The organism is Sessilibacter corallicola, assembly GCF_021290925.1.
GTDB lineage: Bacteria > Pseudomonadota > Gammaproteobacteria > Pseudomonadales > Cellvibrionaceae > Sessilibacter > Sessilibacter corallicola.
On the sequence record NZ_JAJSLX010000001.1, the window covers coordinates 790977 to 815634 of the forward strand.

Below are 24658 nucleotides of genomic sequence, written 5' to 3' on the forward strand. Positions count from 1 at the left end.
AAGAGTTTCGAACAAACGAATTCAAGCAGGCTTTAGATACAACAAACGCTGGGTAGTTTAGGTAAAGTTTTGTCGTTTATCGAGCCTTATAAATACAAGCCTGGAACACTCATTCTTAATATCGGTTTGTTTTTTTGCAAAACTTTCTGAGTTATCTCATTACTGTATTTCCGGCACGACCCATTTTGGTTCATTTTAAAAATAAAATACCGTCGCTAAAAGTCACAACATTGACGTTTGAGATCACAAAAATTCCAGGCACAACCGATGAATTACCCACACCACGACTTTACGGGTTGCGTTAAAAAAAACGTATAATCACAATTTTTTAGCAATCTTGGAGAAAATCCACGATGTCAGATTTGCCAATTGCAGCGACAGATTCGGAGATTCAAGAACGACGCGAACGAGTTTTTCTCATACTCGCCGGTATATTTATTTGCTCCATGACCATGCTCAATATCATCGGTAGCACACGTTTTATTCAACTCGGCCCGTTAACCTTAACCGTGGGCGTTCTTCCCTACCCTCTGACATTTTTATGCACAGACCTTATCTGTGAGCTGTACGGAAAAAAGCGTGCTAATTTCTTGGTCACTCTCGGATTAGTGCTGAATATTTTTATTTTTTTGGTGATCTACCTTGCCCATTCAGCAGCGCCAGTGCCAGAAGCCTCTATGCCACCGTGGCAAAAACTCGATTTAGCAACCGATGTTACGTTGCCCAATAACACCGTTGCCAGCGGTCAGGTAGAGTTGTTTGACTTTATTTTTTCCTTAACCTCTGGCGCAATATTCGCCTCTATGCTGGCCTACAGCGCAGCCCAATACTGCGACGTGCGTCTGTTTCACTTCTGGAAACGCGTAACTAAAGGCAAGCATTTGTGGATAAGAAATAACTTCAGCACACTCATCAGCCAAGCGGTTGATTCCGTTGTTGTCATTGGTGTGGTGTTTGGCGCCGTGTATTTGGCGGGCGGAATTACCCTAAAAGAAATGATCGCGATAATGTTCAGCAGCTATTTGTTTAAATTGGCCGCCGCGCTTATCGACACGGGGCCGTTCTATTACTTAACAGGAAAGCTCAGACGTTATTTACAGCTTGAGCAAGACAGCAACGCCAGCAGTAAAGCGTATTGATTCGAGCAAAATTCCTACACAGCAGAAAACTCTGTCTAATTAAGGTTAGAGTTTTCTGCCCAGTTTTCTTTTGCGGCTCTATTGAACGCTAGAGCGTAATCACCGAATAAAACATCTTTAGTGCAATCGTAATCAGCAAAACTGCGAAAATCTTACGCAACGTAGGCACCGGCAGCTTATGAGCGATTTTAACGCCAATGGGTGCGGTCAATGCAGTGCAACAAGAAATCACAACCACTGCCGGCCAATAGACATAGCCAATAATGTATTGGTCTAAATCGGTTTGCGGCCAACCGTTGTACAAATAACCGATCGTACCAACGATTGAAATCGGCAATCCCATTGCCGCAGACGTTCCCACGGCGCGTTTTAATTCGTGGCCGCGCCAGGATAAATACGGAACCGTAAGCGAACCACCACCGATGGAAACCAACGCCGACACTGCACCAATACCGCCGCCAACACCGACCAATTCATTATTTGAAGGTGAGTGACTGCTTGCAAACTTTACTGGCCGCCACATTTGAATGGAAACGAACGTCATAAAGATTGCAAAAAAACCGGCGAGATACACCGACTTTAATGAGGCCACCAAAAAGGTCGCTGCGAAGGTGCCGATAACAACACCCGGAGTCATAAATCGAACGCTGTGCCAATCCACACCACCTTTGGCTTTATGGGCTTTCATACTCGAAAACGAGGTAACAATAATTGCCGCCATCGACGTGCCCAGTGATAAGTGCACAATTTTATCGCTGGGGAAATTCATATAGAGGAATAAACTACTTAGTGCCGGAACCAAAATTCCGCCGCCACCAACACCGAGCAATCCGGCAACAACACCCACAAATGATCCAAGAAGGATCAGCATTACAATGATTTCAATAGACATTTGTTTTAACGCACTGATTTAGAAGTGCGCCGATTCTACTACAGTGATGACTAACAATTTCGACTAATTGTTTTCATCTCGTGACCATCTAGCACTGATCGTGCAGCCATCTATTCATTATGTAGGCAGCAAAACAACGGTCTATGTCGTTGATTTTAACGTGACAACAAGAAAAGTAGTAAGCACACACTTACAGCATGAGAGAGAAAAGATAAACACCTGGATAAAAACCCTGATCTCATCCACGGTTGTGCTCCGTGACTACTGAGCCATCTTCCCCTTGTCCCTTCGGGGATTCCCGTCTAAAGTGCCAACTTTTTAACCATTACTCACAATAAGCTTTGGGTAATTTTGGAATAAATCAGAAGTCACTCTGTCTGATAGGCATAACAAGGATTCTAATAAAATGTCTGCATCATCGATTGTCGTATTAGGTAGCACCAATTGGGATATTTGCATGTACTTGCCTCACCTGCCCATGCCCGGCGAAACGGTAGGCTCTGGTCGCATGCAAACCAATCTTGGCGGCAAAGGCGCTAACCAAGCCGTCGCTTGTCACAAAGCAGGCGGAAACACCCAATTTATCAGCTGTATTGGCAACGACGCCACCGGCCAAAACATTCTTCAAATGTTTAATGACCTCGCCCTGCCGACCGATTCGATCAAGGTTGTGGAAGACTCCACCGGCACCGCGTGTATTTTTATCGACAGCAACGCGGAAAATTGCATTGGCCTAACCCCAGGTGCCAATAAATGGCTGAATACTGAGGTCGTTGATCAGCATTACGATGATATCGCCAATGCCAATGTTCTTTTAATGCAATTAGAAACACCGCCCGCTACGATTTTTCACGCCGCAACAATAGCCAAACAGAACAACACCAAGGTTATACTCAATCCGGCACCGGCCGCACGCCTAAATGATGATGTCTTTCCACTTGTGGACCTTTTAACGCCCAACCGAGGTGAGCTAGCGCAACTCGCTGGCATAGCCACCGATTCCGATGACGGGTTAGTTAAAGCGTGCAGCGTATTAATTGAAAAAGGCGTAAAAGCTCTGGTTGTGACGCTAGGCCGCGACGGCGCCTTCCTATATACGCCCAACACCCAACAGTACTTCGATGCATTCCCCGTCATGGCCATCGACACCACCGCCGCTGGCGATACTTTTAACGGCTATCTTACGGCCTCCCTATCCCAGGCTTGGGATTTTCAACTTTCGATTCCTACGGCGTCTGCAGCCGCTGCTTTATCTGTGAAGAAAAGAGGGGCAATACCTTCAATTCCTGAGCGCTCTGCGGTATCAGAATTTATGGATGAGCAGTAAAATTTGGCGATTCAGCTCAACTTTAAGCGAATAATTAAAAAACCAATAAGAGAATATTCTATGGGACTCAAACAACTCTTAACCCGCGCAGGATTCTTGATTACGTTAGGCTTACTCAGCGCCTGTGATTCTGGCACCCCCGCCGCCAATCAAGAAGCCACCACCAGCAGCGAAGACAAACCCGCTCGCGTTGCGCTTGTGATGAAATCTCTGGCCAATGAATTCTTCATTAATATGGCCAACGGTGCCGAGACTCACCAAAAAGACAACGCCGATAAATACGAATTAATTGTCAACGGCATTCGCAACGAAAGCGATCTTGCCCAGCAAGTGTCTTTGATCGAACAAATGATGGCGACCCAAGTAGACGTCATTGTCGTAGCGCCAGCGGATTCGAAAAGTATTTTGCCGGTCGCCAAACGCGCGATTGATCAAGGTATTACCGTGATTAATATCGACAATAAATTCGACCAAGAATTAATGGCAAAAATGGGTGTATCGATTCCGTTTGTTGGCCCAGACAACCGCGCAGGCGCGCGCAAAATTGGTGAATACTTGGCTCAGCAATTAACCGCTGGTGATCAAGTGGCGATTATTGGCGGCATTCCCGGTGCCTTTAATGCTCAACAGCGCCAAGCCGGTTTTGAAGATGCCATGACCGCCGCTGACATCAATGTCGTTAGTATTCAGGCAGCCGATTGGGAACAAGCCAAAGCCGCAACTATTGCCGCAGCGATTCTTTCTGAAAACCCAGAGCTAAAAGCCATTTTGGCCGCCAACGACAGCATGGCATTAGGCGCCGTTGCCGCAGTTCGCCAAGCGGGCCGAAGCGACGATGTATTAGTGGTGGGTTTCGATAATATTTCCGCCGCCCAAGACATGGTGAAAAACGGCAGCATGCTCGCCACTGCCGAACAATACGGCGACCAACTGGCGGTTTTCGGCATTGAATACGCGCTGCAAATTTTGGAAAGCGGACAAAGCCCGGAAGATAAAAATACGCCCGTGGATTTAGTTACCCAAGAAAGCCTTCAATAAATAAATTACTCAACGATCATGCAAAATTCGGCTTCGACATTACTCAGCGTACACGACTTGGATAAAACCTTCGCCGTACCTGTGTTAAAACAATTAAACTTTGAATTAAAGCGTGGCGAAATCCACGCGTTAATGGGCAGCAACGGTGCCGGTAAAAGTACCCTGTGTAATATCATTGCCGGAGTACACCAAGCCACGGCGGGGAGCATGCAATTTTTAGGGAACGATTACCGCCCTGAAAACGTTAACGCCGCCGAAACTTCCGGTGTACGCATGGTCATGCAGGAATTAAATTTATTTCCAACCTTAAGCATTGCCGAGAATCTGTGCTTTAAACATTTAGGCAATAAATTCGGTGTTATCGACAAACAACGCCTCAATCAAAAAGCCGAGGCGTTATTAACCCTGGTTGGCCTCGATGATTTATCACCAGACACACCAATGGCCGAGCTTGGTGTGGGCAAACAGCAATTAATTGAAATCGCCTCGGTGATTTCAGAACCCACACAACTGTTGATTGTTGACGAACCCACCGCGGCATTAACCGACCCACAAATCGATTTATTGTTTAACGAACTTAACCGATTAAAAGAAAGCGGCGTTGGTATTATTTATATCTCTCATCGCATGGATGAAATTCAACGCATTGCCGATCGCGTGTCTATTTTGCGCGATGGTCAACTAGTAGCAACAGAAAATATCGCCGACATTGACGTAGACACCATCGTAAATTTAATGGCGGGCAGCGTTGATGAATCCGCAAAGACCATTACCAAGAACAACAATACTGGCACTCATCCCGTTGCCTTCACAGTCAATCAATTCACCCGTGCTCCCGCTTTTAACGATATTTCTTTTGACGTTAAAAGCGGAGAAGTTCTGGGTATTGGTGGTTTGATTGGTTCTGGCAGAACCGAATTATTGCGTGCTATGTTCGGTGCTGATGTAGCCAGTTCCGGCTTTTTAAGTTTCGCCAATGACAACTTTCAACAAAAAGTCACTCCGAAAACACCCATTGATGGCATCAAAGCCGGTATCGGTTTAGTCGTTGAAGACCGAAAATCCCAAGGCTTATTATTGCAAGGCTCGCTACTGAGCAACATTTCATTATCGATTCTGCCTAAATTAACGCGATTTTTTGGCGTCACCAACAATAGCCAAGAGCACGAACTTGCCATGGATATTGCCAAACGCCTGGCAATTAAATACGACGACATCTACGCACCGATTTCGCAATTAAGCGGCGGCAATCAACAAAAAGCGTTAATCGCCCGCTGGTTGTTAAAAGATCTACCGATTTTATTGTTCGACGAGCCCAGCCGTGGCGTTGATGCCCGAGCAAAAGCGTTAATTCACGATTTAATTCGCGAGCAAGCCGCCCTTGGCAAAGCGGTTGTTGTGGTTTCCAGCGAGACGCAAGAATTAATGACCGTATCCGACCGGATTTTGGTGTTATCCAACGGTCGTTTAGCCGGTGAATTCGATCCCGAGACACTCACCGAAGAACAATTGTTGGAAGCCAGCTTTCGCTATTATTCGGCAAGCAATCAATAGTTCAGTTAATACTGATATTAATAACCGAACTAATACTTCTATTAACAACTATAGAAAATCGTTCAAATCATTAAAAGCGCAGTACGTTTATTATGAGCAAAAAAATAAATTTACCTTGGAACTCACTCGGTTTAATCGGCGTATTAATTGTGCTGGTGTTGTTTTTCAGCCTAATGAGTGATTACTTCTTTTCCACCGTTACTTTTCGCACCCTAGTCAATCAGATTCCCGCATTAACCGTAATTGCCGTGGGCATGACTTACGTTTTATTGGTTGCCGGTATTGATTTATCCGTGGGCTCGGTGATGGCACTGTCAGCAGCGGTGGTGGGCGTACTCATTGTCGATTTTAATTTGCCCGTAGTTATCGCCATTGTTGCCGGACTGTTCGTTGGATTAAGTTTTGGTGTCGCCAGCGGTTTTGTCAGCGCCCACTGGAAAATACCGTCTTTTGTGGTCACCCTCGGTGTGTTAGAAATTGCTCGCGGCGGAGCCTATTTAGTCACAAGTTCAGAAACCAAATACATCGGCGATCCCATCGCCTTTATTGGCAGCCCCGTGCCAGGCATTGGCGTTTCTGCGGCGTTAATTATGGCCGTAGCCGTGGTTATTTTTGCGCAGTGGTTATTGAGCAAAACCGTGTTTGGCCGCTACATGATTGCCATTGGCACCAACGAAGAGGCGGTACGTCTAGCCGGAATTAATCCGGTAAAATGGAAAGTAGCCGTGTTCGCCATTGCCGGATTACTGGCGGGCCTTGGCGGTGTGTTTCAATTAGGTTATTTACAATCCGCCGATCCCAACGCCGGTATTGGTTTAGAGCTTTCTGCAATTGCTGCGGTAGTGATCGGCGGCACCAGCCTTTCTGGCGGCCGCGGCTCTGTTGTCAATTCATTCTTCGGCGTATTAATTATTGCCGTTATGCAAACCGGCCTTGCACAGCTTGGCGTTTCCGAATCGTCCAAGCGTATTATCACCGGCTTAGTCATTATTGCCGCCGTATTGTTTGACCAATACCGCGAACCACTGGCAAAAAAATTAAATCGTATCGCGTAATTTATCAGCAAAAATAAAACAAAATAGGAGATTTACCATGCACGGCCCTAACCCCAACGACAAATCTCCTATTCCTAATTTTCCTCAAGTAGGATTCTTAAAAAACTACATCACCCGCGAAAACATAATCGTGGGTGATTACACCTACTACGACGACCCAAACGGCCCCGAAAATTTCGAAAATAACGTGCTTTACCATTTTCCGTTTGTGGGCGACAAACTCATCATCGGAAAATTTTGCGCCATAGCAACCAACGTAAAATTCATTATGAACGGTGCCAACCACCAAACCAATGGCGTCTCCACCTACCCGTTTTACATCTTTGGCAACGGCTGGGAAAAAGCCATGCCCAAAGAAGGTGACCTACCCTACAAAGGCGATACCGTCATTGGCAACGACGTTTGGATCGGCTATGAAACCACCATCATGCCCGGCGTAAAAATTGGCAACGGCGCCATCATCGCGACAAAATCCGTCGTCACCAAAGACGTACCTGACTACGCCGTAGTGGGCGGCAATCCTGCAGAAATCATTAAATATCGTTTTGATGAAGCCACTATTGAGAAGTTATTAAAAATGGCCTGGTGGGATTGGAGTGTAGAGGAGATTAGTGAACGGTTGGGGGAGATTGTTGGCGAGCCTGAGAAATGATCACTACTGACTATGACCATTTCCAGGCAGTCTCACTCTATAAAAGGTAGATCAAGAACTTTCTATTAAATCAATTAACCGTAGGTAACGGCCATGATTTACTATACTCGGATCAGCCTCTTCTATAAGATTAAGAACTCTCATTAGATCGTAAGGTAAATTTACAGTACTGTTTGGAATTACTGCATCAATTAATTTTAATGCGTCACGTGGATACTTCTCTAAAATTTTTTTTGGTTTATCTAGATGGACGAAAGAATAAAGCCAATGCACATCGATCTCAATAGGAACTAAAAATTCGTATACCGAAGATAAAACATTTGGAAAGCTGTCTCCAGTATCTTTCAATATAGATATCCACGACTGTGTAAGACCAGATGTTCGAAATTCAATCTCCTTTGGCCATACGTTATTAATAAACGGAATTACATAATCAATCCAACCAAAATCCTTCTCATTACCGACTCCGCCAAGAAAAAGCGCTGCATCCCGTCTACCTCTATTATTCATATTTCTTAGACATGCTCTAGCTTCGTTTGAAGAAAGTCCGATCTTATCTTTGTAACGTACCGCTAAATCTATAATTAAACGGGTAGCTACTTGTATTATGTCTTCCTGCCATTTCCACGAATAAATGACAGGAAATAACTCCAATAACAAAGGCTTGAGTAACACAAGCAATTCTTCATTAGGCAAATACTGTGAACATAAAAAACCATTCCAAGCTGGTTCAGCGTTTGAATGATTTAACACAAACCATGGCAAGATATTTTTTTTGACCCAGACGGGATCTATATTATAAAGCCATTCAATTTGTCGTGTAATCAAAATTACCGCATGGCTACTGCCTTCTCCTGGAGCTTCCAGTAAGCTTTTATATCGAATTTTAAAAGCTTCAGGAATACCTGAGGATTCCTGAAGCTTTAATGAATTAAGAGTGGAATGCAACGCTCTGGTAACATCGCCAATGGGAGCATTTATTGCGTAATTGTAGGTTCGCCTAGAATATTCGATTTCTCCAGGTTTTTGAAACACATGTATCCCACTGTCCGTGACCGAATCGTCACCGGAAGTTAAACCTTCAACGAAATGATCAAACACTTTCCAAGCCAATATTTCATCAAATTGATACATTAATAAAAGCTTATCTTTTAACCACCCCCCTACCGCGTGGTGCAACTTTTGGATCACGGAATAAGGTAAATGACATAATCTATAAAGAAGTGTTCGAAATAATCTCGAATTTGTATTTTCGGGCCAGTTTCGAATTAACGAACGCCAATATTCTTCTGGAAATTCCCCGAGCTTTGCCTGACCTGAAAGTACGGACAGCGCCTTTCTGGGCTTTTCTTTCACCAAACCATCAAAAGGCTGTTTGTTATAATTACTAAAATGATCTCGCTTCGAAATAGATTCAGCTACTTCTATTACCTCACTGATAGGGACGTCAATTAATTCTTCCGGGCTTTCATCAGTGTGTATAGATCGGACTCTAGGATTATTCTGAGTCAAAAGGTTTAGAGCCCATTCATCGTACCATTTTGGTAAACTGGAAATCATATCATCAAGCTGAGTGATATCTTCACTATTAAACTCTCTTCCCTGCAAAACCAACCATTTTATATATCGACAAGAAGTATCAATTTTATTATTCGTGAATTCTTCCTGAGACCAATCTTCGTTGTTATCAGGACCAAGAAATAAACGTTCTACAATTGTATTTCTATCACTTAAATCGAACTCATCCCAACGATCATTTAACAAAAACAATAACTCTCGTTTATTACTCCAATCCCAGAAAGCTTCTTGCGATAAATTCAATATTATTTCAGCCACTTCGTTACTGTTAAATAATTCAGGATGATTCAGTGCAAACAGCTTAATCTTTGTAAAAAAATATCTCTCGTGCGATCGCCAAGTAAATACGTATCCTTTTAATACATTAGGATAACTCTTCACCATCTGAGAAAATAACTCAAGAAACCAGCGGAAAAATTCGTTATCCTCATGATTATGACCCTCTACTTCTCGATCACTGTAACAAGTTGGTTCATCTAAGGTAATAGCATCACACTCTCTTTTAAGATCGGCAGATCTCTGTAAACTTGCTTCTAGTATCTTAAAAACTAATTCCAAATGTTCAACACCAAAATTCAAATATTTAGAATAGGTTTCAGGAAATTTAACTTGCCAATGAATCAACCTCTTATTATTTTCCCACTCACTGATCGGAGGTTTAACTGCATCAAGACCATATGATTTATCTACGGATAACATTGGCTCGGCTGCTGATGTAAATTCACGAACAACGCTAGAAGTCCATCCTTCTTCTTTAATTCTAGCCTGTAATAGCCTCCATCTCATATCACCTGAAAAGTTTCGACCATCTGACTGATAGTAATGAATTAAACTCCAGGTACGCCGAGCAATTTCATGTAAAGAACCATTTCTGGCTAACTCCAATTCTATGCACTTCAAAATTGTAGAATGTAAACCATTCTTTTTCGAAGCCCACCATGCAGTAGTCGGGTTGTTTAAGTGTTTGATAATCCAATCCGTAAGGTGTTCTAACCGTCTAGGTATTGGCGTATAATTTCCGTATTGCAAATCAGCTAATTGGTGAAAATCAGCTGGATTTTTGTCGCCATATTGCCAACCCAAGATATTATTAGGAAATAAATTAGTTTTAAATGGTCTCTCAGGGTCGTCATCCAAGCCATATTCTTCCAATGGGTCATAGGACTCATCTTCTCCTAATTCCCAATTGCCACTTTCAGAATCAGCAAGTCGACAACGCGCATCAAAAACACACAACCACTCCGGCGAAGGAGAAGGGTCAGCTTTGGCAAATAGGCGTGCTCCAGGAGTGGACTTGACTAGATGCACAACTTGGCCTCGTTCATGCGGTTCTAGAGCACGAGGCCCTTTCAAGGCTAGATCGATAACACTGTTTCTCCACTGTCTTAGGTTATCAGCTCTAACAGCCCAGGCTTCCAATGTTTCCCAAAGGCTTTTGTGGCTCTCACACCCAATGGCGGTTACCCCGCGGTCTCTCCACTTAGCCTCAATACTTTCAAGATCTCCACGATCAAAAGCATACAAATTACTTCTGTCAGATTGTCCATCATGATTTAATCCTTGAAGCAAGTATTTTACGGGTGGGTCTTCAGCTTGATAACCAACCAACACAACCGTATAACGTTCTAATAACGAACGGATAAAATTAGTAGCCCATGCTTCCGATAAGTAAGCACGACCAAAATCGGCACTGCTGAGTACGTAGGGATGATGAGAGGCTTGAGGACTTTTTATTCGTCCATGGAGATAGGTAATTCCTGTAATAGGTAAACCAAGATCGATATGCGGAAATTTGGGCGGTTCATAGATATCAGACTCTTTGAACTCTACTGCTGTTTCAAATAGACGGTCAAAATTGGTCGTTACTATTTGGGGTAAACCATCCTCATTCGTGGATATTCTAGCGATAATACTGTGTTCTTTACTTACGTCAGGCGCAGCTTCTTTACTCAATCGTCGAGCAACTTGAGAATTTACATTCTCTCTACCGTACTCTTGATTGAGCAAATGAAAAATCTGGTCAAGAGCAGTTTTAGGGCGATTTTGGTTGTTTTTTCTATCTTCAACCCAGGGGTGAAATTCTAAATCTATAGCTGAACCCTTGGCAGGGTCGTAATAATCTATTACATGCTTGGTCAAGTCATAAAAAGTTGGCATTCCAGCATTAATAGAAACTCCAGCCCCACAGAGAAAAACGACTCGCCCTTGATCTCTTTTTTCCAGTAACTGATCGGGGATATTAGGGCCATTATGAGTGAAACGCATGAATAAATTACCTTGCTCAACAGTGATGTGCATGTGAATGATTGCACTTAAGAAAGCTCACGCAATTCTTGAGATGTTGCAAACAAAGGTCACCTGGAAGAACATACAGGTCAATTAATTGGTTTCATTTCTGAAGTAGTAATTTCAGGTCAATTTTTATCCACAAACAAAACAATTAATAAATATAATTGATTTCTAATTTAATAACTTTACCCTCTAGCAAACCTAACCATGTCATTTAATTTATCTTAAAAACACAAAAAACGAATTTGCACACATTAAAAATTGAAGGATCAACATAATTTAAAAAAAGAAATTCTCATGACAGTTATTGTGCTTCCTTCCCAGTTAGTTTTGAACCAACTTTCTAGTCACATCTTTTAAAAACTTTAAGAGCATCAACAAAATTTATAAATCAGTGAATATCATTTAATGCTTGTCCGATGTACCATCGAATATACGGTATTAAATTCATGAATAAACGAAGAAGAGATCATATTAGAGTAGAAGAAAAATTTAAATCAATTAGGAATATTACCTATGATGAGGTAATGTCTGAATTTCCAGGAACAGTCGTAAAGGGAATCGATCTACGTACAGCTCATTTAGCAGATTCTTGGTCATCAATCCGAATACCCTCTGCTAGACTCAATCGCAGTAGTTGGGAATGGGTAAAGGAGTATCCTTACTATCAAAATCGACCTAATAGATTTGAAATTTCATTATGGAGAGACAATATACTTTGCGCACTTTGCTACGGACAGACTTCTGTTTCTGGAACAAGGGTTAGAATGAATCTGATAGAATCAACACCGATACGCCCCAGCCCTTTACGATCTAGAGCCTTGCCAATTATAGCGTTTTCAGCAGCCGTTTTTGCAGATATAGTGGGAGCAGATGAATTATGGGTGTTAGACCCAGATCCCAAACTCGAGGGTCTTTACATAAAAGAAGGTTTTAGTTCCAGGGCAACGTACCATGGTAAAAGAGTTGGCCAAAGGAGAATCTTATGATACCCGACCCAAATAGCAAGGAAGGAAAAGAAGAAATAGCTCGAAGAGTTCAGAAGCGAAAAAGTGAACTTGAAGATGTGAAAAAACGAGCACAAAATACTCCAGATGATGAACCCTCAGGTAAATTAACATCACCATCTGAAATTGATCGTATGAGAGATAGAAAAAATGAAGATATATAAAAGTACTATCAATGAGAACAAGATTAAATCCCAGATAAAAAACAATTCCAAAAAAATAAAATTCAATGCAAAGAAAATTGAAAAGGCACTATCTAAAAGCAATAAGGGAAACTCCTGAAAAAACACACTTCAACATCTATGATCTTCAAAAGCACCCTAATTTGCATTACTTTATCAGGGTGCTTAATTCACCAGATTAATAACTCCAAATTCCCAATCACATGGAATACTGGGTTTACTATGGTAGATTTACTGGAATCCAGCGACAACTTTGTTTTAACGTCAAAGGCTGATTTAGCTCAACTTATAAATGCCTCTTGGTACGCTGAATTTGACGTGATTAACACTCGCTCTGGTAAGTCATCTTTTAATACTTGCCAAAATTTATTTGACGAATCTTTATCCAACACCCGTACTCAGCAAGATTCGGCTTATGGCGCTTACCTAGAATTTAAAACTATGTGTGCGGCAACTAAAATATTGATAAATTCTAGGGCATCAAAAGCCAGTTATATTCCTCCGACGGTATTCACCGAAAATACACCTAATATTTTTCCCAAAAATCTTGCGGTTCAAACCTCTACGTTAGAATCAAAGCGTCTCCTCAAGGATTCTGAGATTATTAGTTGGAGCGACGCAACACCAATAACCAGCTATAAGCGTTTATCGAACGAAAAAGCGGTTTATTTTAATGACGGCGTAATTCAAGAATTAGAAGTTGTTGGAACTGGTGATGTTAACGGTGATTCCATTGAGGATTTACTGATTGTTACACGTGATTCTTTAAACGATGGCAACTATTTTAACATGCGATTATTTATTTTATCCGTCGACCAATATGGAAATTGGTCACTCATTAAAGAGCTATAACTATACTGCATTCCTAATAATATCCAATTTATTCATTTGTGAATTAGATATTACCTTGTTAATTTTTTATACCATTAAATAAATTTAAAGAATTCTTAAACAACCTAGAAAAAAATCAGTCAAAGAGATCGCATAATGCATCTAAGTAACAATATGGCCCCGGTTATTATTCAAGCAATACAAGACGCTATTAAGTTTAATCAAGATTTATTAAATAGCGAAACATTAAAAAATATTGAAGAACATGAAGAATACCTAATGACTTTAGGATATCTGTTAACACATATTCAAGACGAATATAAAAAACAAATTACGGCTAACATAATCCAGAAACGAAAAAGTGAGCTTGAAGATGTGAAAAAACGAGCACTGAACGATCCGGATGGTGAACCTTCAGGTAAATTGACGTCACCATCCGACATTGATCGCATAAAAGATAGAAAAATTGAAAATAAATAAAACTGTTTTAAGCCAATCTTATTACTTGTCGTGGTATTTTATTCGATTTCTCTGACATTAAAAGCAATATACTGATCAAGAATATAACGGCTAATGACGCTCCACGAGCACTCAGTTCTGGAACAGCTACTGGTTCTACTTCGTCACCAAATGCAAAACCAGAGAAAAATACCCAAGAATCTCCATCATCATTAACAGCATCAGCGATCGAAAACTCAGCGGTATGGACACCGGCTTCCAATCCACTAATATTAAAGGTAATTACTTCGGTTATTCCATTAGCTTCTGTTATTGCAGATAGACCTTCGTCTCGATCATTAGGAAGAAATAAATCTATATTTCTTGTCCTATTAATAGAGGCAACTGAAATTGTATCCCCACCCGGTAAAAAAGCCTGATCTACTCCATCAATGGAGAACGAAAAAATATCATTATTAATAAAACTGGGGAAATCGGGAAGAAAAAATGATGGCGTGTATTCTTCTGACGCGAAAATTACTTCGAATACTAAATCGCCGCCCACATTGTTATCTAATTGAAAATCAAAAGATAAGGTTGCTGCGTCGAAAGTTGGAGCACCTGCCAAATCGGATAACGATTCAGAACCAGCGTTGCCAAATTCAGTGGTATTATAATCTCTGAAATTTCCCTCTCGCTCGGCGTCAGAAGCTAACCCGGTTGATAAGACAATTCCTGATCTAAAGTCATCACTAATCGCTCTATTGCTATCATCAAAAATACCCGCTTGTACGTCTTCACCAATAAAATTGGCATTAAACACTGAAACTCCAGAACCAAAAACATTTGATGCGAGAGTATTGGCAGAAACGCTATCTTCAACCTCTAACGAAAAGGAATACACGTCAGATGCCAAAACTAATCCCAGTGCGATATAGATCGCTTTTTGAGTTTTATCAAATTTCACTAAATTTACTCCCAATTAGAGTACGTATTAATATAAACCATCCTAATTTTATTCAATGCTGATCGACTCTAAAACAAACGAAACAATTGTTCAACGTGTAGGATTTGCAGATAATATTCAATATAACTGAAACAATTACTTGTATTTTTGAGCACTAAAATCAACTTTTGCTTTATTTAATACACCAATTTAAATCAATTAATAAATTTATTTGGCACTCTAATCTTTTAGAAAAGATACAACACCAATAACCAGCTATCAGCTTTTATCGAACGAAAAAGCGGTTTATTTTAATGACGGCGTAACTCAAGAATTAGAAGTTGTTGGAACTGGTGATGTTAACGGTGATTCCATTGAGGATTTGCTGATTGTTACACGTGATTCTTTAAACGATGGCAATTATTTTAATATGCGATTATTTATTTTATCCGTCGACCAATACGAAAACTGGTCACTCATTAAAGAACTGTAGCTATATTTTATTCCATAAAAAAGCCGAATTTAATTATTCGGCTTTTTTGTTTTTTACATGGTGCTTTGGTTTTCATCTAAGCCGCATCTCTACGAATAGCTAATGCTGACGGATCGGCTTCTTTCATTGGTCTTTCTTCATCGTCGGTGTCTGAAATACTTCTTACTCGTTCGCGTGCTTTTAACAATCGGTTGATCACATCAAACCAAAATGGTGAGCCCAACGACAGAGCGATGGCGGTGATTAACCAGCCGAGAATATTCTTTATTAACAACCACGGGGAGTGTTCGATTAATCCACCAAAAGAACCGGCTTCTTCGTAGGCTTTTACTAAAGGTGTGGATTCGTTCCAACCAACGATGGGCGGCATATCAACGGACATTTCTCGAGCAAGCTCTTCGCAGGTTTTTGCCATTGGGTTTTCAGGTTGATCGTTTACGCCTGGAATAACACAATTTATGGTTTGAAAATCTTGGTTTTCCATAATTTGCTTGGCAAACGCTACTTGTTGTTCGCGAAGAATGGGGTCTTCTAATAATAAGCGATACATGTCGATGGTGTTAACGTTGATAATGATCGACACCAATAAACCAATGGGCAATAAAACCCACGTTTGAATTTTGCGTTTAAACCAATCGCGGCAACGTTCACCGGCATCTCTAAACCAGCATTCTAAATACTGCTCAAATACTTTTGGGTTGTCGTTGGATTGTTGCCAATAACTGTAAATTTGTTGTTGCCAAGATTTATCGAGGTACGCCAATCGATCCTCGTCTGTACATTCAAGCCCGGCTTTTTCTCGTAATAACTCGCAGATTTTTTTCGGGCTTTTTCTGTTTTTTAAATACTCGCCTTCTAAATAACAATCGAGTAACACGTAAACGAATGTGTCTTCGGGAATACGAGAAGGATTGCGGCTGGTTTTTACTTTTAACCCCTCGATACGTGGATGGCTGAGCATTTTTTTGCACATACCACTTTCGGTCATGTTGGTGATAAGCGTGCACAATGATTTTGCGTGCAGTCCACACCATTGAATGATTAATTCGCTAAAGGCGGTTACCGTAAGGCTCAGGGTGAAATAGATGGTGACGATGCCAATAAAGGCATCGAGCATGGGTAAGGCAGCCATAGTCTTCCCTTGTATTTCTTGCTTCTAAATATGAATCAACTTTCAAGGATAAGCGTATTTGATGTCAATTAGAACCTTTTAAAGTTCACAAATGGCTGGCATATTCATGGAGCTGGCAGTTTAACTGATAGGGCCTAAATATCTAAGTAGTGGCATTTACGATAGAGGCATTCACGCGTTTTACGACTTCTAGAAAACCCAACATAAGTAGCGCCCATAACGGTAAGAGAATGGCGATGGTAAACACAAGGCTGTGCGGAAATACGACGGCGCCAATGTGAAAACCGGCGCAATAACTTAGGGTTCCAAATACGGCTCCTAAACCAGCTGCGCCAATTTTGGGAATGTTAACGAGCCATCGCAAGCTGTGATTTAAGGTTAAGGTAAAATTAACCCACAATAAAATCAGCCAAACCGGAATGATGTACACACTCGGAAATTGAAAAATACCAAGCCAAAACAACACGTTATCAACCAAAATTCCCGTTAACGAGCAGGCGGTAATTATTTTAAGGTCACTCCATTTTGTTGGGCTAATTCGCCATGAAAGGTAGGCAATAAGAATCAAACCAAATACGGCTTTATCTTGCAGAAATACCGCCAGCGCCCAAGCTATTTGGAACAGAGCAAAATTCGCAAAGGTATAAATGGCAGAGTATTTGACCATTATCTTGAAGTACTCGTGATTGTTTTTATTAGAGTATTTGTACCTCTTTTTTATCGATTTGGATGACGACCGATAAATGTGAACGGATTTAATTTTGGTTGAGGCCCAGTTCTTTTTGCAGCTTTTTGGTCAATTTGAGTGACACCAAACGATATGATTCGCTGATGTAATACTTTAGTTCATCATCGAGTTCGGCTTTGGAGTCGTATTGTTGAATCCATTTTAAGCCTCGCGATGCCATATAAGGCGCGGGCCGGTAGCCGTCTTTTTCTTGCAGAAAATGAAAATTAACCTCTGAGGTTTTAAAGGTGAATGCCGGTTCACCGGATTTACCCCAGCCACCAATCGCAAACACTTTGCCGCCAACTTTCCACACCTGAGAATCGCCCCACTGCACTACGTGGGTGGTTGCAGGAAATGATTGGCAATAACGGTTAAATTCATCGTAAGTCATAATGTTGAATTACCTGTTTGGAACCGGAGCTTTCAGCGAAATTGTCGCAGTCCGAAATTAAGTGATGGAAAATACGTCGGTAATTTTCTCACCATTCCAGACAAACCGATAATGTTGGGTTTGAATGGCCGGCGGCTGCAAGGCATTGGGTTTGAACACGGCAATGCACTCGCCCCCACGATGCCGCACAGATTGGTAATGCAATCCCCAAAGTCCTTGCTCACGCTTTTGCGCACCAAATCTCTGGGCAGCACTCCAATCGTCGGGATTGTGGATAACTTCGTTTGCGCGCACGTCTTCGAGCGGCTGGACCACATCGCATTTATAAGCGCGCATGGTGATTTCACACGCGGGCTCTGCGGTTGCGCTGTAAAACTTTGCCCGACCATGTTTGCACTCTTCGATGGAGGTTTCCATCGCTAAACCGGCGTAATAAACCCCGTAATTACCTTGAGTGAATCGGCTGGGGTAACCAATGTGGGTAAACGCAGCCATAATAACGGAGCTACCGTGGCCGACCACGCGCTGCTCAAGAGGCACTAAACTGATGTCGCCGACTTCGTCGCGAATGCGATCATTGGTTAAGGATTCCAGTGCATAAGCGGCTTCAAGTTCTTCGGGATCGAGGAGGTTTTCAAAAATTCGGATCGGTGGAAAGTGGCTAGGAACCAGTCGATATACCGGGAAAGAGTTTTTCATAGTGTACTTTATTCAAAATGGCTGCCTCGGTGAGCATCCAAATAACGACGAATGTCGGCTAAATCCAACACATTGCCACCGAGCATTCTGTCGAGCGCTGACTGACCGTTAAAATCCCGATTGGGTTTGTGCACCCATTGTTGCCATTGGTTTTCCATCGGAAACAGTAATTGCAGCGCTTTGTAGATGCCGGCGATGTAAGAAAATCGTTCTAGCGTGTCTCTGCTGAGTTTTATGGGTTTGTTCTGCTCAAGCTTTTCTCGCCAAGTGTGGAATGTGGTGCGGCTGTTTAAGCCTGCCAAAACCAGTTTTTGTTTTTCCGTTAATTGCCACTGATCAGTAATTTGAAAAAATAACTTTACCGCGACTTTAGCGATTTGCTCGGCTTGATGTTGAGGAACGACTTGCATAAAAATCACCACAAAAGTACATAAAATAATCATATGTTCTTTTATGAACTATTTCAAGTTTTAGGTTCACATATATACCAAATCTAGACAAAACTAAACGTTCGCATGAACCTTAATATACTTTTACGTGTATAAAAGTCTTTAACAAAAGATCAAAACCGCACAAAGCGTAAAAAATAAGAAATAAACATTCAAGGAAGGCAGGCTACTAAACCCTTAATTAATTAGGTTCAGCAGCCAAAAGAGATTAAGGAAGAACGCTGATGAGTTTTTTAGCGATCTCAGTATTATCTTGATGACCGACAAATGCTTCGGCCCCAAGACCTTTTGCAAGCACGGGCACATCAACTGCGGTATGACCACCGGTTGTCCACCCGGTGTGAGTTTCTCGGTCAATCACGCTTTTAACCCAGCTGTAAGCGCCCTGTTGATCCACGGCGGTTAACTTCTTCAGCGCTTCTAATTCTTCGGCTTCAAATTCTAGCGGCAACAGTTCTTTCGCGAGTTTTTCTCGCTGTGCTCCAGCGGGTTTAAAAACCAGTTTTTGAGCGATGGTTGCCGGTGAATGCTCAAGCTTATGAATAAAATCGGGCTTCCAAATGTAGGCGCGCTCTCGGGCTAAACTCATACCGCCAGTACTATGATCAGCGGTGACCACCAAAATGGTATCGGGATTGTTATCCACATAAGCCTCTAGCCATTCCAGTGTGTCGGCAAGATCAGCCATCTCCCCCATCGCCGCAGCCACATCGTTAGCGTGCCCCGCCCAATCCACCTGGCTGGCTTCAACCAATAAGAAGAATCCCTTGTCGTTTTCTAGGTTTCTTACTGCGGCTTGGGTCAAACTGAGCAATCGTTTCTTTTGTGGATAATCCAGTGCCCAAGGCAAACCGACGGGAGCAAACAGACCGAGCAGCGGTTTTCCGGGTTGGATGGCTGGTAAATCGTTGATGTTGTTGAGGTATTCATAACCTGCGCCGATAAACTCACCAACCAGGTCGCGATCTTCGCGCTGAAAATACTGGGTGCCACCACCGAGGATAACATCGGCGGTAAATTTGCCATCAATGCGCTGATCGAAGTAGCTCTCAGCAATTTCATTGTAGTTTTTGCGGCTTTCATTGTGCGTAATAAATGCCGCTGGAGTTGCGTGATTCACCTGCGAAGTGACCGCAACGCCGGTTTTCATGCCCTTTTGTTTTGCCATTTGCAAAATGGTGGGAACGGTTTTCTTATCCACATCAACGCCAATAGCGCCATTGTAGGATTTAACGCCTGTGGATAACGCCGTTGCCGCTGCCGCCGAATCCGTCACGACACCTGATACCGCCGCGGGATAGGTACTGGCACTGCCCACGTGCAGACGATCAAACACGGTTTTTTCGATTTCTGGGGTGGATTTATCGTCGGCAAAATAACGATAACCGGTGGTGTACACCGGGCCCATTCCGTCACTGATCACATAAATAATGTTTTTCGGTTTGTCTGCGGCGTGAAGGGTTAGAGGAACCAAAGCAGCAAGAGCGAATAAAAGCTTTCTCATAAACTTTCCGTACGACGATTTTTCGGTAATAAATATTAGTGGGATTGTACCCGAGATTAGCGTCAATATTTTTACCAATAACGACACCAAAGACTATTAACTCGGTTTGTTGATGCAAAAATTATGGCTCAACAGCAACAGTGAGCCCTTTGATTCGTAGATTGAATTCGATAGGGTAATCTTTCTGACATTTTTCTCCCAACCAAGAGACGAAGATCGCCAATGACGCCTGCGATTAATTTACTGAAAAAACTCAAACTTGCTCATACCGTGCACGAATACCACCACGACAGTAACGCCGAATCCTATGGTTTAGAAGCCGCAGAAAAGCTCAACATTGAAGCAAAACGCGTTTTTAAAACGCTGGTGGTGCAATTAGACGGTAAAGAATTGGCTGTCGGTATAATCCCGGTCGAAGAAAAGCTCAGCATGAAACTCATTGCCAAATCCGCAAAGGCAAAAAAGGCCGTAATGGCGGACCCAGCCTTAGTGGAAAAAACCACAGGTTATGTACTTGGCGGTGTCAGCCCTTTGGGGCAAAAAAAGCGATTAAAAACCTTTATTGATGACTCTGCGGAAGGCTTTAACAGTATCTTTGTGAGTGCGGGCAAGCGGGGTTTGGATATCGAATTAGCGCCCAAGGATTTGGCATCGGCACTCAATGCGCGCTTCGTCGATTTAAAACAAGTTTAAACCTCTTTAGGAACCTCTGATTAACGCAAATAGCGTTGACTGCATTATTCAACCATTGTTTTACTCAGCCATCGCATTACCCAGCGGATTTTTTGATCCGCTCAATCCCGTGGAAAGCACTCACCAAAACGAATCCAACCAACATGCCGACCATGTGAAAGCTTGGCGTACTGCGCCAGCGAGTGTCTGAAAACAAGGCCACATCAAAATAGAGTTCGTAACTGTTTTTAATCACCACACCAATTAACAGCAACAGCACAAGCCCGTTCCATAAGGTCGACTGAATTTTGGACTTATCCACATCCAGCAAACAATAGAGTGTGACCACAAAGAAACCGTTAAGCGCGCCAGACAAACCAGCGTAGTGTTGGAACTGATTCTGAAGCACAAACCAAACAGCAATCGCCGTAAAAGATGCCGCAGCAGTAACACACCAGTAGCGGATTGAGGACATTTCAACGCAATAGCTCAGCACCACAAACGCCAGTAAATCGTAACCGAAGTGACTGAAATCCGTGTGAATCAACTGAGCAGTTAACAACGTATACCAGCGGAAATCATCGGTTTTGGACGCCAGCAACGCCTGAAAAACGTCACCACCAAACGGAGCAACAAAATAAAGCACCGCAACCACCAAGGACACGGCGATTGTCAGAAACGGAATTTTTGCTGAATGCCTCACTCTGGCTACCTACTCACCTTATTTTATATACGTTGCTTGGTATGTGCTGTTCTAGACGTATTATTCAAAGACTCTCATTCAATAATCGTTACTAGCGAATGCGCTGAATTATAAGCAACGCATTAAATCACGAATTAGCTCTCTAAAGCGCGACTGCGCAATCAACAACAATGCCAGCAACAATTAGTGGTAAAATCCGCCGCTCTTTTACAGCAAAATCAATTTGTACAAAAACTAGGCAAAACCATGGCAATTAACTGGTATCCGGGTCATATGCACAAGGCCCGCAAGCAAATTATCGAGATTCTCCCCAAAATAGATGTAATCATCGAAATTGTCGATGCCCGTATCCCCTACAGCAGCGAAAACCCCGTTATCGCGGAATTCAAAGGCAATAAGCCATGCATTAAGATTTTGAGCAAATCCGATCTTGCTAATGAAGACACCACAGCTGCTTGGCAAAACCATTTTAGTGAACAAAAAAACGTACAGTCGTTGGCCATTAATACGTTAAAAGCGGGAGATGTAAAAATCATTCCTGATTTAATTCGTAAACTCGCTCCCGAGAGAACGGTAAAAACAAAAAAGATTCACGTATTAATTGTTGGTATTCCAAACGTTGGCAAATCCACGTTAATTAATGCACTGGCTGGGCGAAGTGCCGCCAAAGTGGGCAACGAACCCGCAGTCACCAAAGCACAGCAACAAATTCACGTTGACGACGATATCGTCTTGAATGACACCCCTGGGATTTTGTGGCCAAAAGTGGAAAATGAAAACAGCGGCTATCGCCTCGCCATGACCGGTGCCATTCGTGATACCGCCATTGATTACGAAGATATCGCACTTTATGCCCTCGGCCATTTCACTCAATATCAGCCCAATGAATTAATGAAGCGCTATCAGTTAAATGAGTTGCCCAATACTCAAGAACACGACTGGGACATTTTATTATTAGAAACCATCGGCAGAAAACGCGGCGCTAAAGGTGGCGGTGGCCACGTTAATTTCCATAAAGCCTCGGAAATATTAATTCACGATTACCGCGCAGGTGAGATCGGAAGAATTACATTAGAAACGCCAGAAATGATGGCGGCAGAAGAAATTGTCGTCGCAAAAATTCGCGCCGAAAAAGAAGAGAAAGAAAAAGTAAGAAAAGAAAAAGAGCGTTTAAAGCGCAGTGGTAAGCGTCATTAATTTCATGGTATTTCAGTAAACTATGAATAAAACCCTAGGAAAACTACTTACTGCCACATTGATCTTTGGGTTAGGCATGGGTACAGGAATAGTCTTGGAATTTATCGAAGATTTATTTCACCAGGACTTTATGACGGTAACTATTTGGGATTCGTCGGACAGATGTGGCGTTAACAAGGTAATCGTTTATTCCGACGGGTATTCAATAGAAAAAGAAATAAAAATGACAAAAGAATCTGTTCGCTTTTACGCCCGAAAAAGACAAATAACTTCATACGATATTACTGTTCATACAGAAAATTGCGGTGTTATTGAAGGCTATGGCCGAACTGCGTATCCTGGCCAGGTAATCTATGAATTTATCAAGAAAGGTGAAATTCATATGGAAATACGAAGTTAAGTAATAAAACCTCTCTAACGTACAACAGAAGGTTCAATTACTCAGCAGCAAAACCATTAATATCATCTTGATGGGGCTCGGAATAAATTAAATTGCATTGCGAGCCATTGCAGCTCACCATAAAAGGTTCTTGCTTCCAGCAATAGGCTTCGTACAATTCTTCAAATCCGGTTTGCACTAATCGCAAGCCGTCTTGTGGGAACTGGCAACCTGCACCAATAATGGCTCGTTCGGCGGCAAATTCGTAACGGCCGTAATTTTCTTTTTTGCGCAGTTCTTTGGGCAACCAGTTACGAGCGAGGGCACCGGTTTCTGTGTGCTCTTTCATTTGTAAGTGCAATTTCCAAAAGGCATCTTCAAAAGCGTCTTCTACGGATTTAGACAATACATGGTTTGCCGCAAAACTGCTTACCACTGGCACACTGGCGGCTACTACGCCCACACCAAACCGCTCCAACGTTAATACTTTTGATCGACCGGTAATGGGTAATGCTAGGACCTTTGCGCCTTCACCATCGTAAATGGAAAAATTCATGGCGACTTTACTTTGCATAGTCACCTTATTAATGGCGAGTTTATCAATAGAGGGAACCACCGCGAGTGCGCAATCGGAGCACGCACCGCGCACGTAATTTTCCTGGCGAACTTCAACGTTAGAAAAATAGTTTTCGAAGAAATTTTTCGATGAATCGGCAATGGCATCACCAGCCGCCAATTGCCAATCCAATAAAACACCCACCGCAAGCACACCCACTTGGCCAAAAGACTCTTCGGCAACTTCTGGCGGTACAAATATAACCACCTTGGTATGATTTTTATGCGTGGGCTGATCGACAATTTGATCGTCGTAAACGTCGATGGGTACATTCACTGCACAACCGGTGATTTGCAGGGCGAGTAATATAAATGCAACAATACTGACGTTTTTCATCTAAGCGACCGGTTTTGTTAAAACAAGATGTGCTTAGATAGTAGTTGCTTGACCCAACCATCAAGTTGATCCACTTAACACTTTTTGGCCGTTGTCTCAGGCAAAAATGTTAAATAGATCACATGTTTTGAAAGGCTCTATTTTTTATAGTTTTGCGTTCGTTTTTTGGCAAATGATATTCTTATTTTCTAAAACCAAACGATTCTAAAAATAAAATCTCTGCATGTTTTGTTATAGATCTTTCGCCTCGTGGCGGAGCTGCATCAAACAAAACGCCAACTATCTTGACTAAAACCTATGAATTCCAAGCTGGATAAAAATCTATTTTTATATAGAGCGTTATAAAAAATAAATAATAATTTACGATTAATTTTAAATTATTATTTATTAAAGATTAAATTTTTGGACCATTAAAATAAAACGATTCAT

The 24658-nt window shown here is 42.2% G+C and carries 24 protein-coding genes; 13 read left to right on the forward strand and 11 right to left on the reverse strand.

Annotated elements, in window-relative coordinates:
* The first annotated feature begins 353 nt into the window (after nt 1-353).
* Complete coding sequence (locus LU361_RS03210; protein WP_233086873.1) at nt 354-1139, forward strand: queuosine precursor transporter; 786 nt, start codon at nt 354-356, stop codon at nt 1137-1139.
* An 88-nt stretch (nt 1140-1227) separates the two neighbouring features.
* Here the strand turns inward: LU361_RS03210 and LU361_RS03215 are convergent, their stop codons facing one another.
* Nucleotides 1228-2031: a sulfite exporter TauE/SafE family protein gene (locus LU361_RS03215; protein WP_233086874.1), complete on the reverse strand. Its 804-nt coding sequence runs from the start codon at nt 2029-2031 to the stop codon at nt 1228-1230.
* 406 nt (nt 2032-2437) lie between these two features.
* On the opposite strand from LU361_RS03215, the gene rbsK reads away from it, so the two are divergent.
* The 5 genes from rbsK (at nt 2438) to LU361_RS03240 (ending at nt 7657) form a co-directional block, all read left to right on the forward strand.
* Nucleotides 2438-3358, forward strand: a complete 921-nt coding sequence (rbsK, locus tag LU361_RS03220; RefSeq protein ID WP_233086875.1) for a ribokinase — start codon at nt 2438-2440, stop codon at nt 3356-3358.
* A 60-nt stretch (nt 3359-3418) separates the two neighbouring features.
* Nucleotides 3419-4396 (forward strand): sugar ABC transporter substrate-binding protein, encoded by a 978-nt coding sequence (locus tag LU361_RS03225; protein ID WP_233086876.1) that lies wholly within the window; start codon nt 3419-3421, stop codon nt 4394-4396.
* 18 nt (nt 4397-4414) lie between these two features.
* Complete coding sequence (locus LU361_RS03230) at nt 4415-5950, forward strand: sugar ABC transporter ATP-binding protein (RefSeq protein ID WP_233086877.1); 1536 nt, start codon at nt 4415-4417, stop codon at nt 5948-5950.
* Between the two features lie 92 nt (nt 5951-6042).
* The gene (locus LU361_RS03235; protein WP_233086878.1) at nt 6043-7005 is read left to right on the forward strand and encodes an ABC transporter permease; all 963 of its coding nucleotides are present in this window, start codon (nt 6043-6045) and stop codon (nt 7003-7005) included.
* 37 nt (nt 7006-7042) lie between these two features.
* On the forward strand, nt 7043-7657 hold the full coding sequence (locus tag LU361_RS03240) for a Vat family streptogramin A O-acetyltransferase (RefSeq protein WP_233086879.1): 615 nt from the start codon (nt 7043-7045) through the stop codon (nt 7655-7657).
* A gap of 51 nt (nt 7658-7708) precedes the next feature.
* Here the strand turns inward: LU361_RS03240 and LU361_RS03245 are convergent, their stop codons facing one another.
* Nucleotides 7709-11533 carry an SIR2 family protein gene (locus LU361_RS03245; RefSeq protein ID WP_233086880.1) on the reverse strand — a complete coding sequence of 1275 codons (3825 nt, stop codon included), beginning with the start codon at nt 11531-11533 and terminating at the stop codon, nt 7709-7711.
* A 440-nt stretch (nt 11534-11973) separates the two neighbouring features.
* Here LU361_RS03245 and LU361_RS03250 point away from each other — a divergent pair, with 440 nt between their 5' ends.
* From LU361_RS03250 to LU361_RS03265, 4 genes are all read left to right on the forward strand, one after another.
* Nucleotides 11974-12513, forward strand: coding sequence for a hypothetical protein (locus tag LU361_RS03250; RefSeq protein ID WP_233086881.1), 540 nt, complete (start codon nt 11974-11976; stop codon nt 12511-12513).
* Nucleotides 12510-12695, forward strand: coding sequence for a hypothetical protein (locus LU361_RS03255; protein WP_233086882.1), 186 nt, complete (start codon nt 12510-12512; stop codon nt 12693-12695). The genes LU361_RS03250 and LU361_RS03255 overlap by 4 nt, the downstream gene beginning before the upstream one ends.
* A gap of 240 nt (nt 12696-12935) precedes the next feature.
* Nucleotides 12936-13565, forward strand: coding sequence for a hypothetical protein (locus LU361_RS03260; RefSeq protein ID WP_233086883.1), 630 nt, complete (start codon nt 12936-12938; stop codon nt 13563-13565).
* A 135-nt stretch (nt 13566-13700) separates the two neighbouring features.
* Entirely contained in the window at nt 13701-14024 is a 324-nt protein-coding gene (locus tag LU361_RS03265) for a hypothetical protein (protein WP_233086884.1), read from the forward strand.
* Between the two features lie 7 nt (nt 14025-14031).
* On the opposite strand, the gene LU361_RS03270 is transcribed toward LU361_RS03265, so the two are convergent.
* The 7 genes from LU361_RS03270 to LU361_RS03300 form a co-directional block, all read right to left on the reverse strand.
* A complete protein-coding gene (locus LU361_RS03270) occupies nt 14032-14949 on the reverse strand; it encodes a choice-of-anchor L domain-containing protein (RefSeq protein WP_233086885.1) in 918 nt (305 codons plus the stop codon).
* A gap of 548 nt (nt 14950-15497) precedes the next feature.
* Nucleotides 15498-16553: a hypothetical protein gene (locus LU361_RS03275; protein WP_233086886.1), complete on the reverse strand. Its 1056-nt coding sequence runs from the start codon at nt 16551-16553 to the stop codon at nt 15498-15500.
* A gap of 142 nt (nt 16554-16695) precedes the next feature.
* A complete protein-coding gene (locus LU361_RS03280) occupies nt 16696-17220 on the reverse strand; it encodes a DUF2878 domain-containing protein (protein ID WP_233086887.1) in 525 nt (174 codons plus the stop codon).
* Nucleotides 17221-17308: 88 nt separating this feature from the next.
* Nucleotides 17309-17674 carry an MmcQ/YjbR family DNA-binding protein gene (locus LU361_RS03285; protein ID WP_233086888.1) on the reverse strand — a complete coding sequence of 122 codons (366 nt, stop codon included), beginning with the start codon at nt 17672-17674 and terminating at the stop codon, nt 17309-17311.
* 57 nt (nt 17675-17731) lie between these two features.
* Nucleotides 17732-18373 (reverse strand): RES family NAD+ phosphorylase, encoded by a 642-nt coding sequence (locus LU361_RS03290; protein ID WP_233086889.1) that lies wholly within the window; start codon nt 18371-18373, stop codon nt 17732-17734.
* Nucleotides 18374-18381: 8 nt separating this feature from the next.
* Nucleotides 18382-18783: an MbcA/ParS/Xre antitoxin family protein gene (locus tag LU361_RS03295; protein ID WP_233086890.1), complete on the reverse strand. Its 402-nt coding sequence runs from the start codon at nt 18781-18783 to the stop codon at nt 18382-18384.
* 247 nt (nt 18784-19030) lie between these two features.
* Nucleotides 19031-20326 (reverse strand): alkaline phosphatase, encoded by a 1296-nt coding sequence (locus LU361_RS03300; RefSeq protein ID WP_233086891.1) that lies wholly within the window; start codon nt 20324-20326, stop codon nt 19031-19033.
* Nucleotides 20327-20548: 222 nt separating this feature from the next.
* Here LU361_RS03300 and ybaK point away from each other — a divergent pair, with 222 nt between their 5' ends.
* Entirely contained in the window at nt 20549-21019 is a 471-nt protein-coding gene (gene ybaK / locus LU361_RS03305) for a Cys-tRNA(Pro) deacylase (RefSeq protein WP_233086892.1), read from the forward strand.
* Nucleotides 21020-21095: 76 nt separating this feature from the next.
* Here ybaK and LU361_RS03310 read toward each other — a convergent pair whose 3' ends face one another.
* The gene (locus LU361_RS03310) at nt 21096-21701 is read right to left on the reverse strand and encodes a rhomboid family intramembrane serine protease (protein ID WP_233086893.1); all 606 of its coding nucleotides are present in this window, start codon (nt 21699-21701) and stop codon (nt 21096-21098) included.
* A 246-nt stretch (nt 21702-21947) separates the two neighbouring features.
* Here LU361_RS03310 and ylqF point away from each other — a divergent pair, with 246 nt between their 5' ends.
* Both ylqF and LU361_RS03320 read left to right on the forward strand, forming a co-directional pair.
* Nucleotides 21948-22898 (forward strand): ribosome biogenesis GTPase YlqF, encoded by a 951-nt coding sequence (ylqF, locus tag LU361_RS03315; protein WP_233086894.1) that lies wholly within the window; start codon nt 21948-21950, stop codon nt 22896-22898.
* Nucleotides 22899-22974: 76 nt separating this feature from the next.
* Nucleotides 22975-23298, forward strand: coding sequence for a hypothetical protein (locus LU361_RS03320; RefSeq protein ID WP_233086895.1), 324 nt, complete (start codon nt 22975-22977; stop codon nt 23296-23298).
* 37 nt (nt 23299-23335) lie between these two features.
* Here the strand turns inward: LU361_RS03320 and LU361_RS03325 are convergent, their stop codons facing one another.
* Nucleotides 23336-24229: a hypothetical protein gene (locus tag LU361_RS03325; protein ID WP_233086896.1), complete on the reverse strand. Its 894-nt coding sequence runs from the start codon at nt 24227-24229 to the stop codon at nt 23336-23338.
* Between the last annotated feature and the right edge of the window lie 429 nt (nt 24230-24658).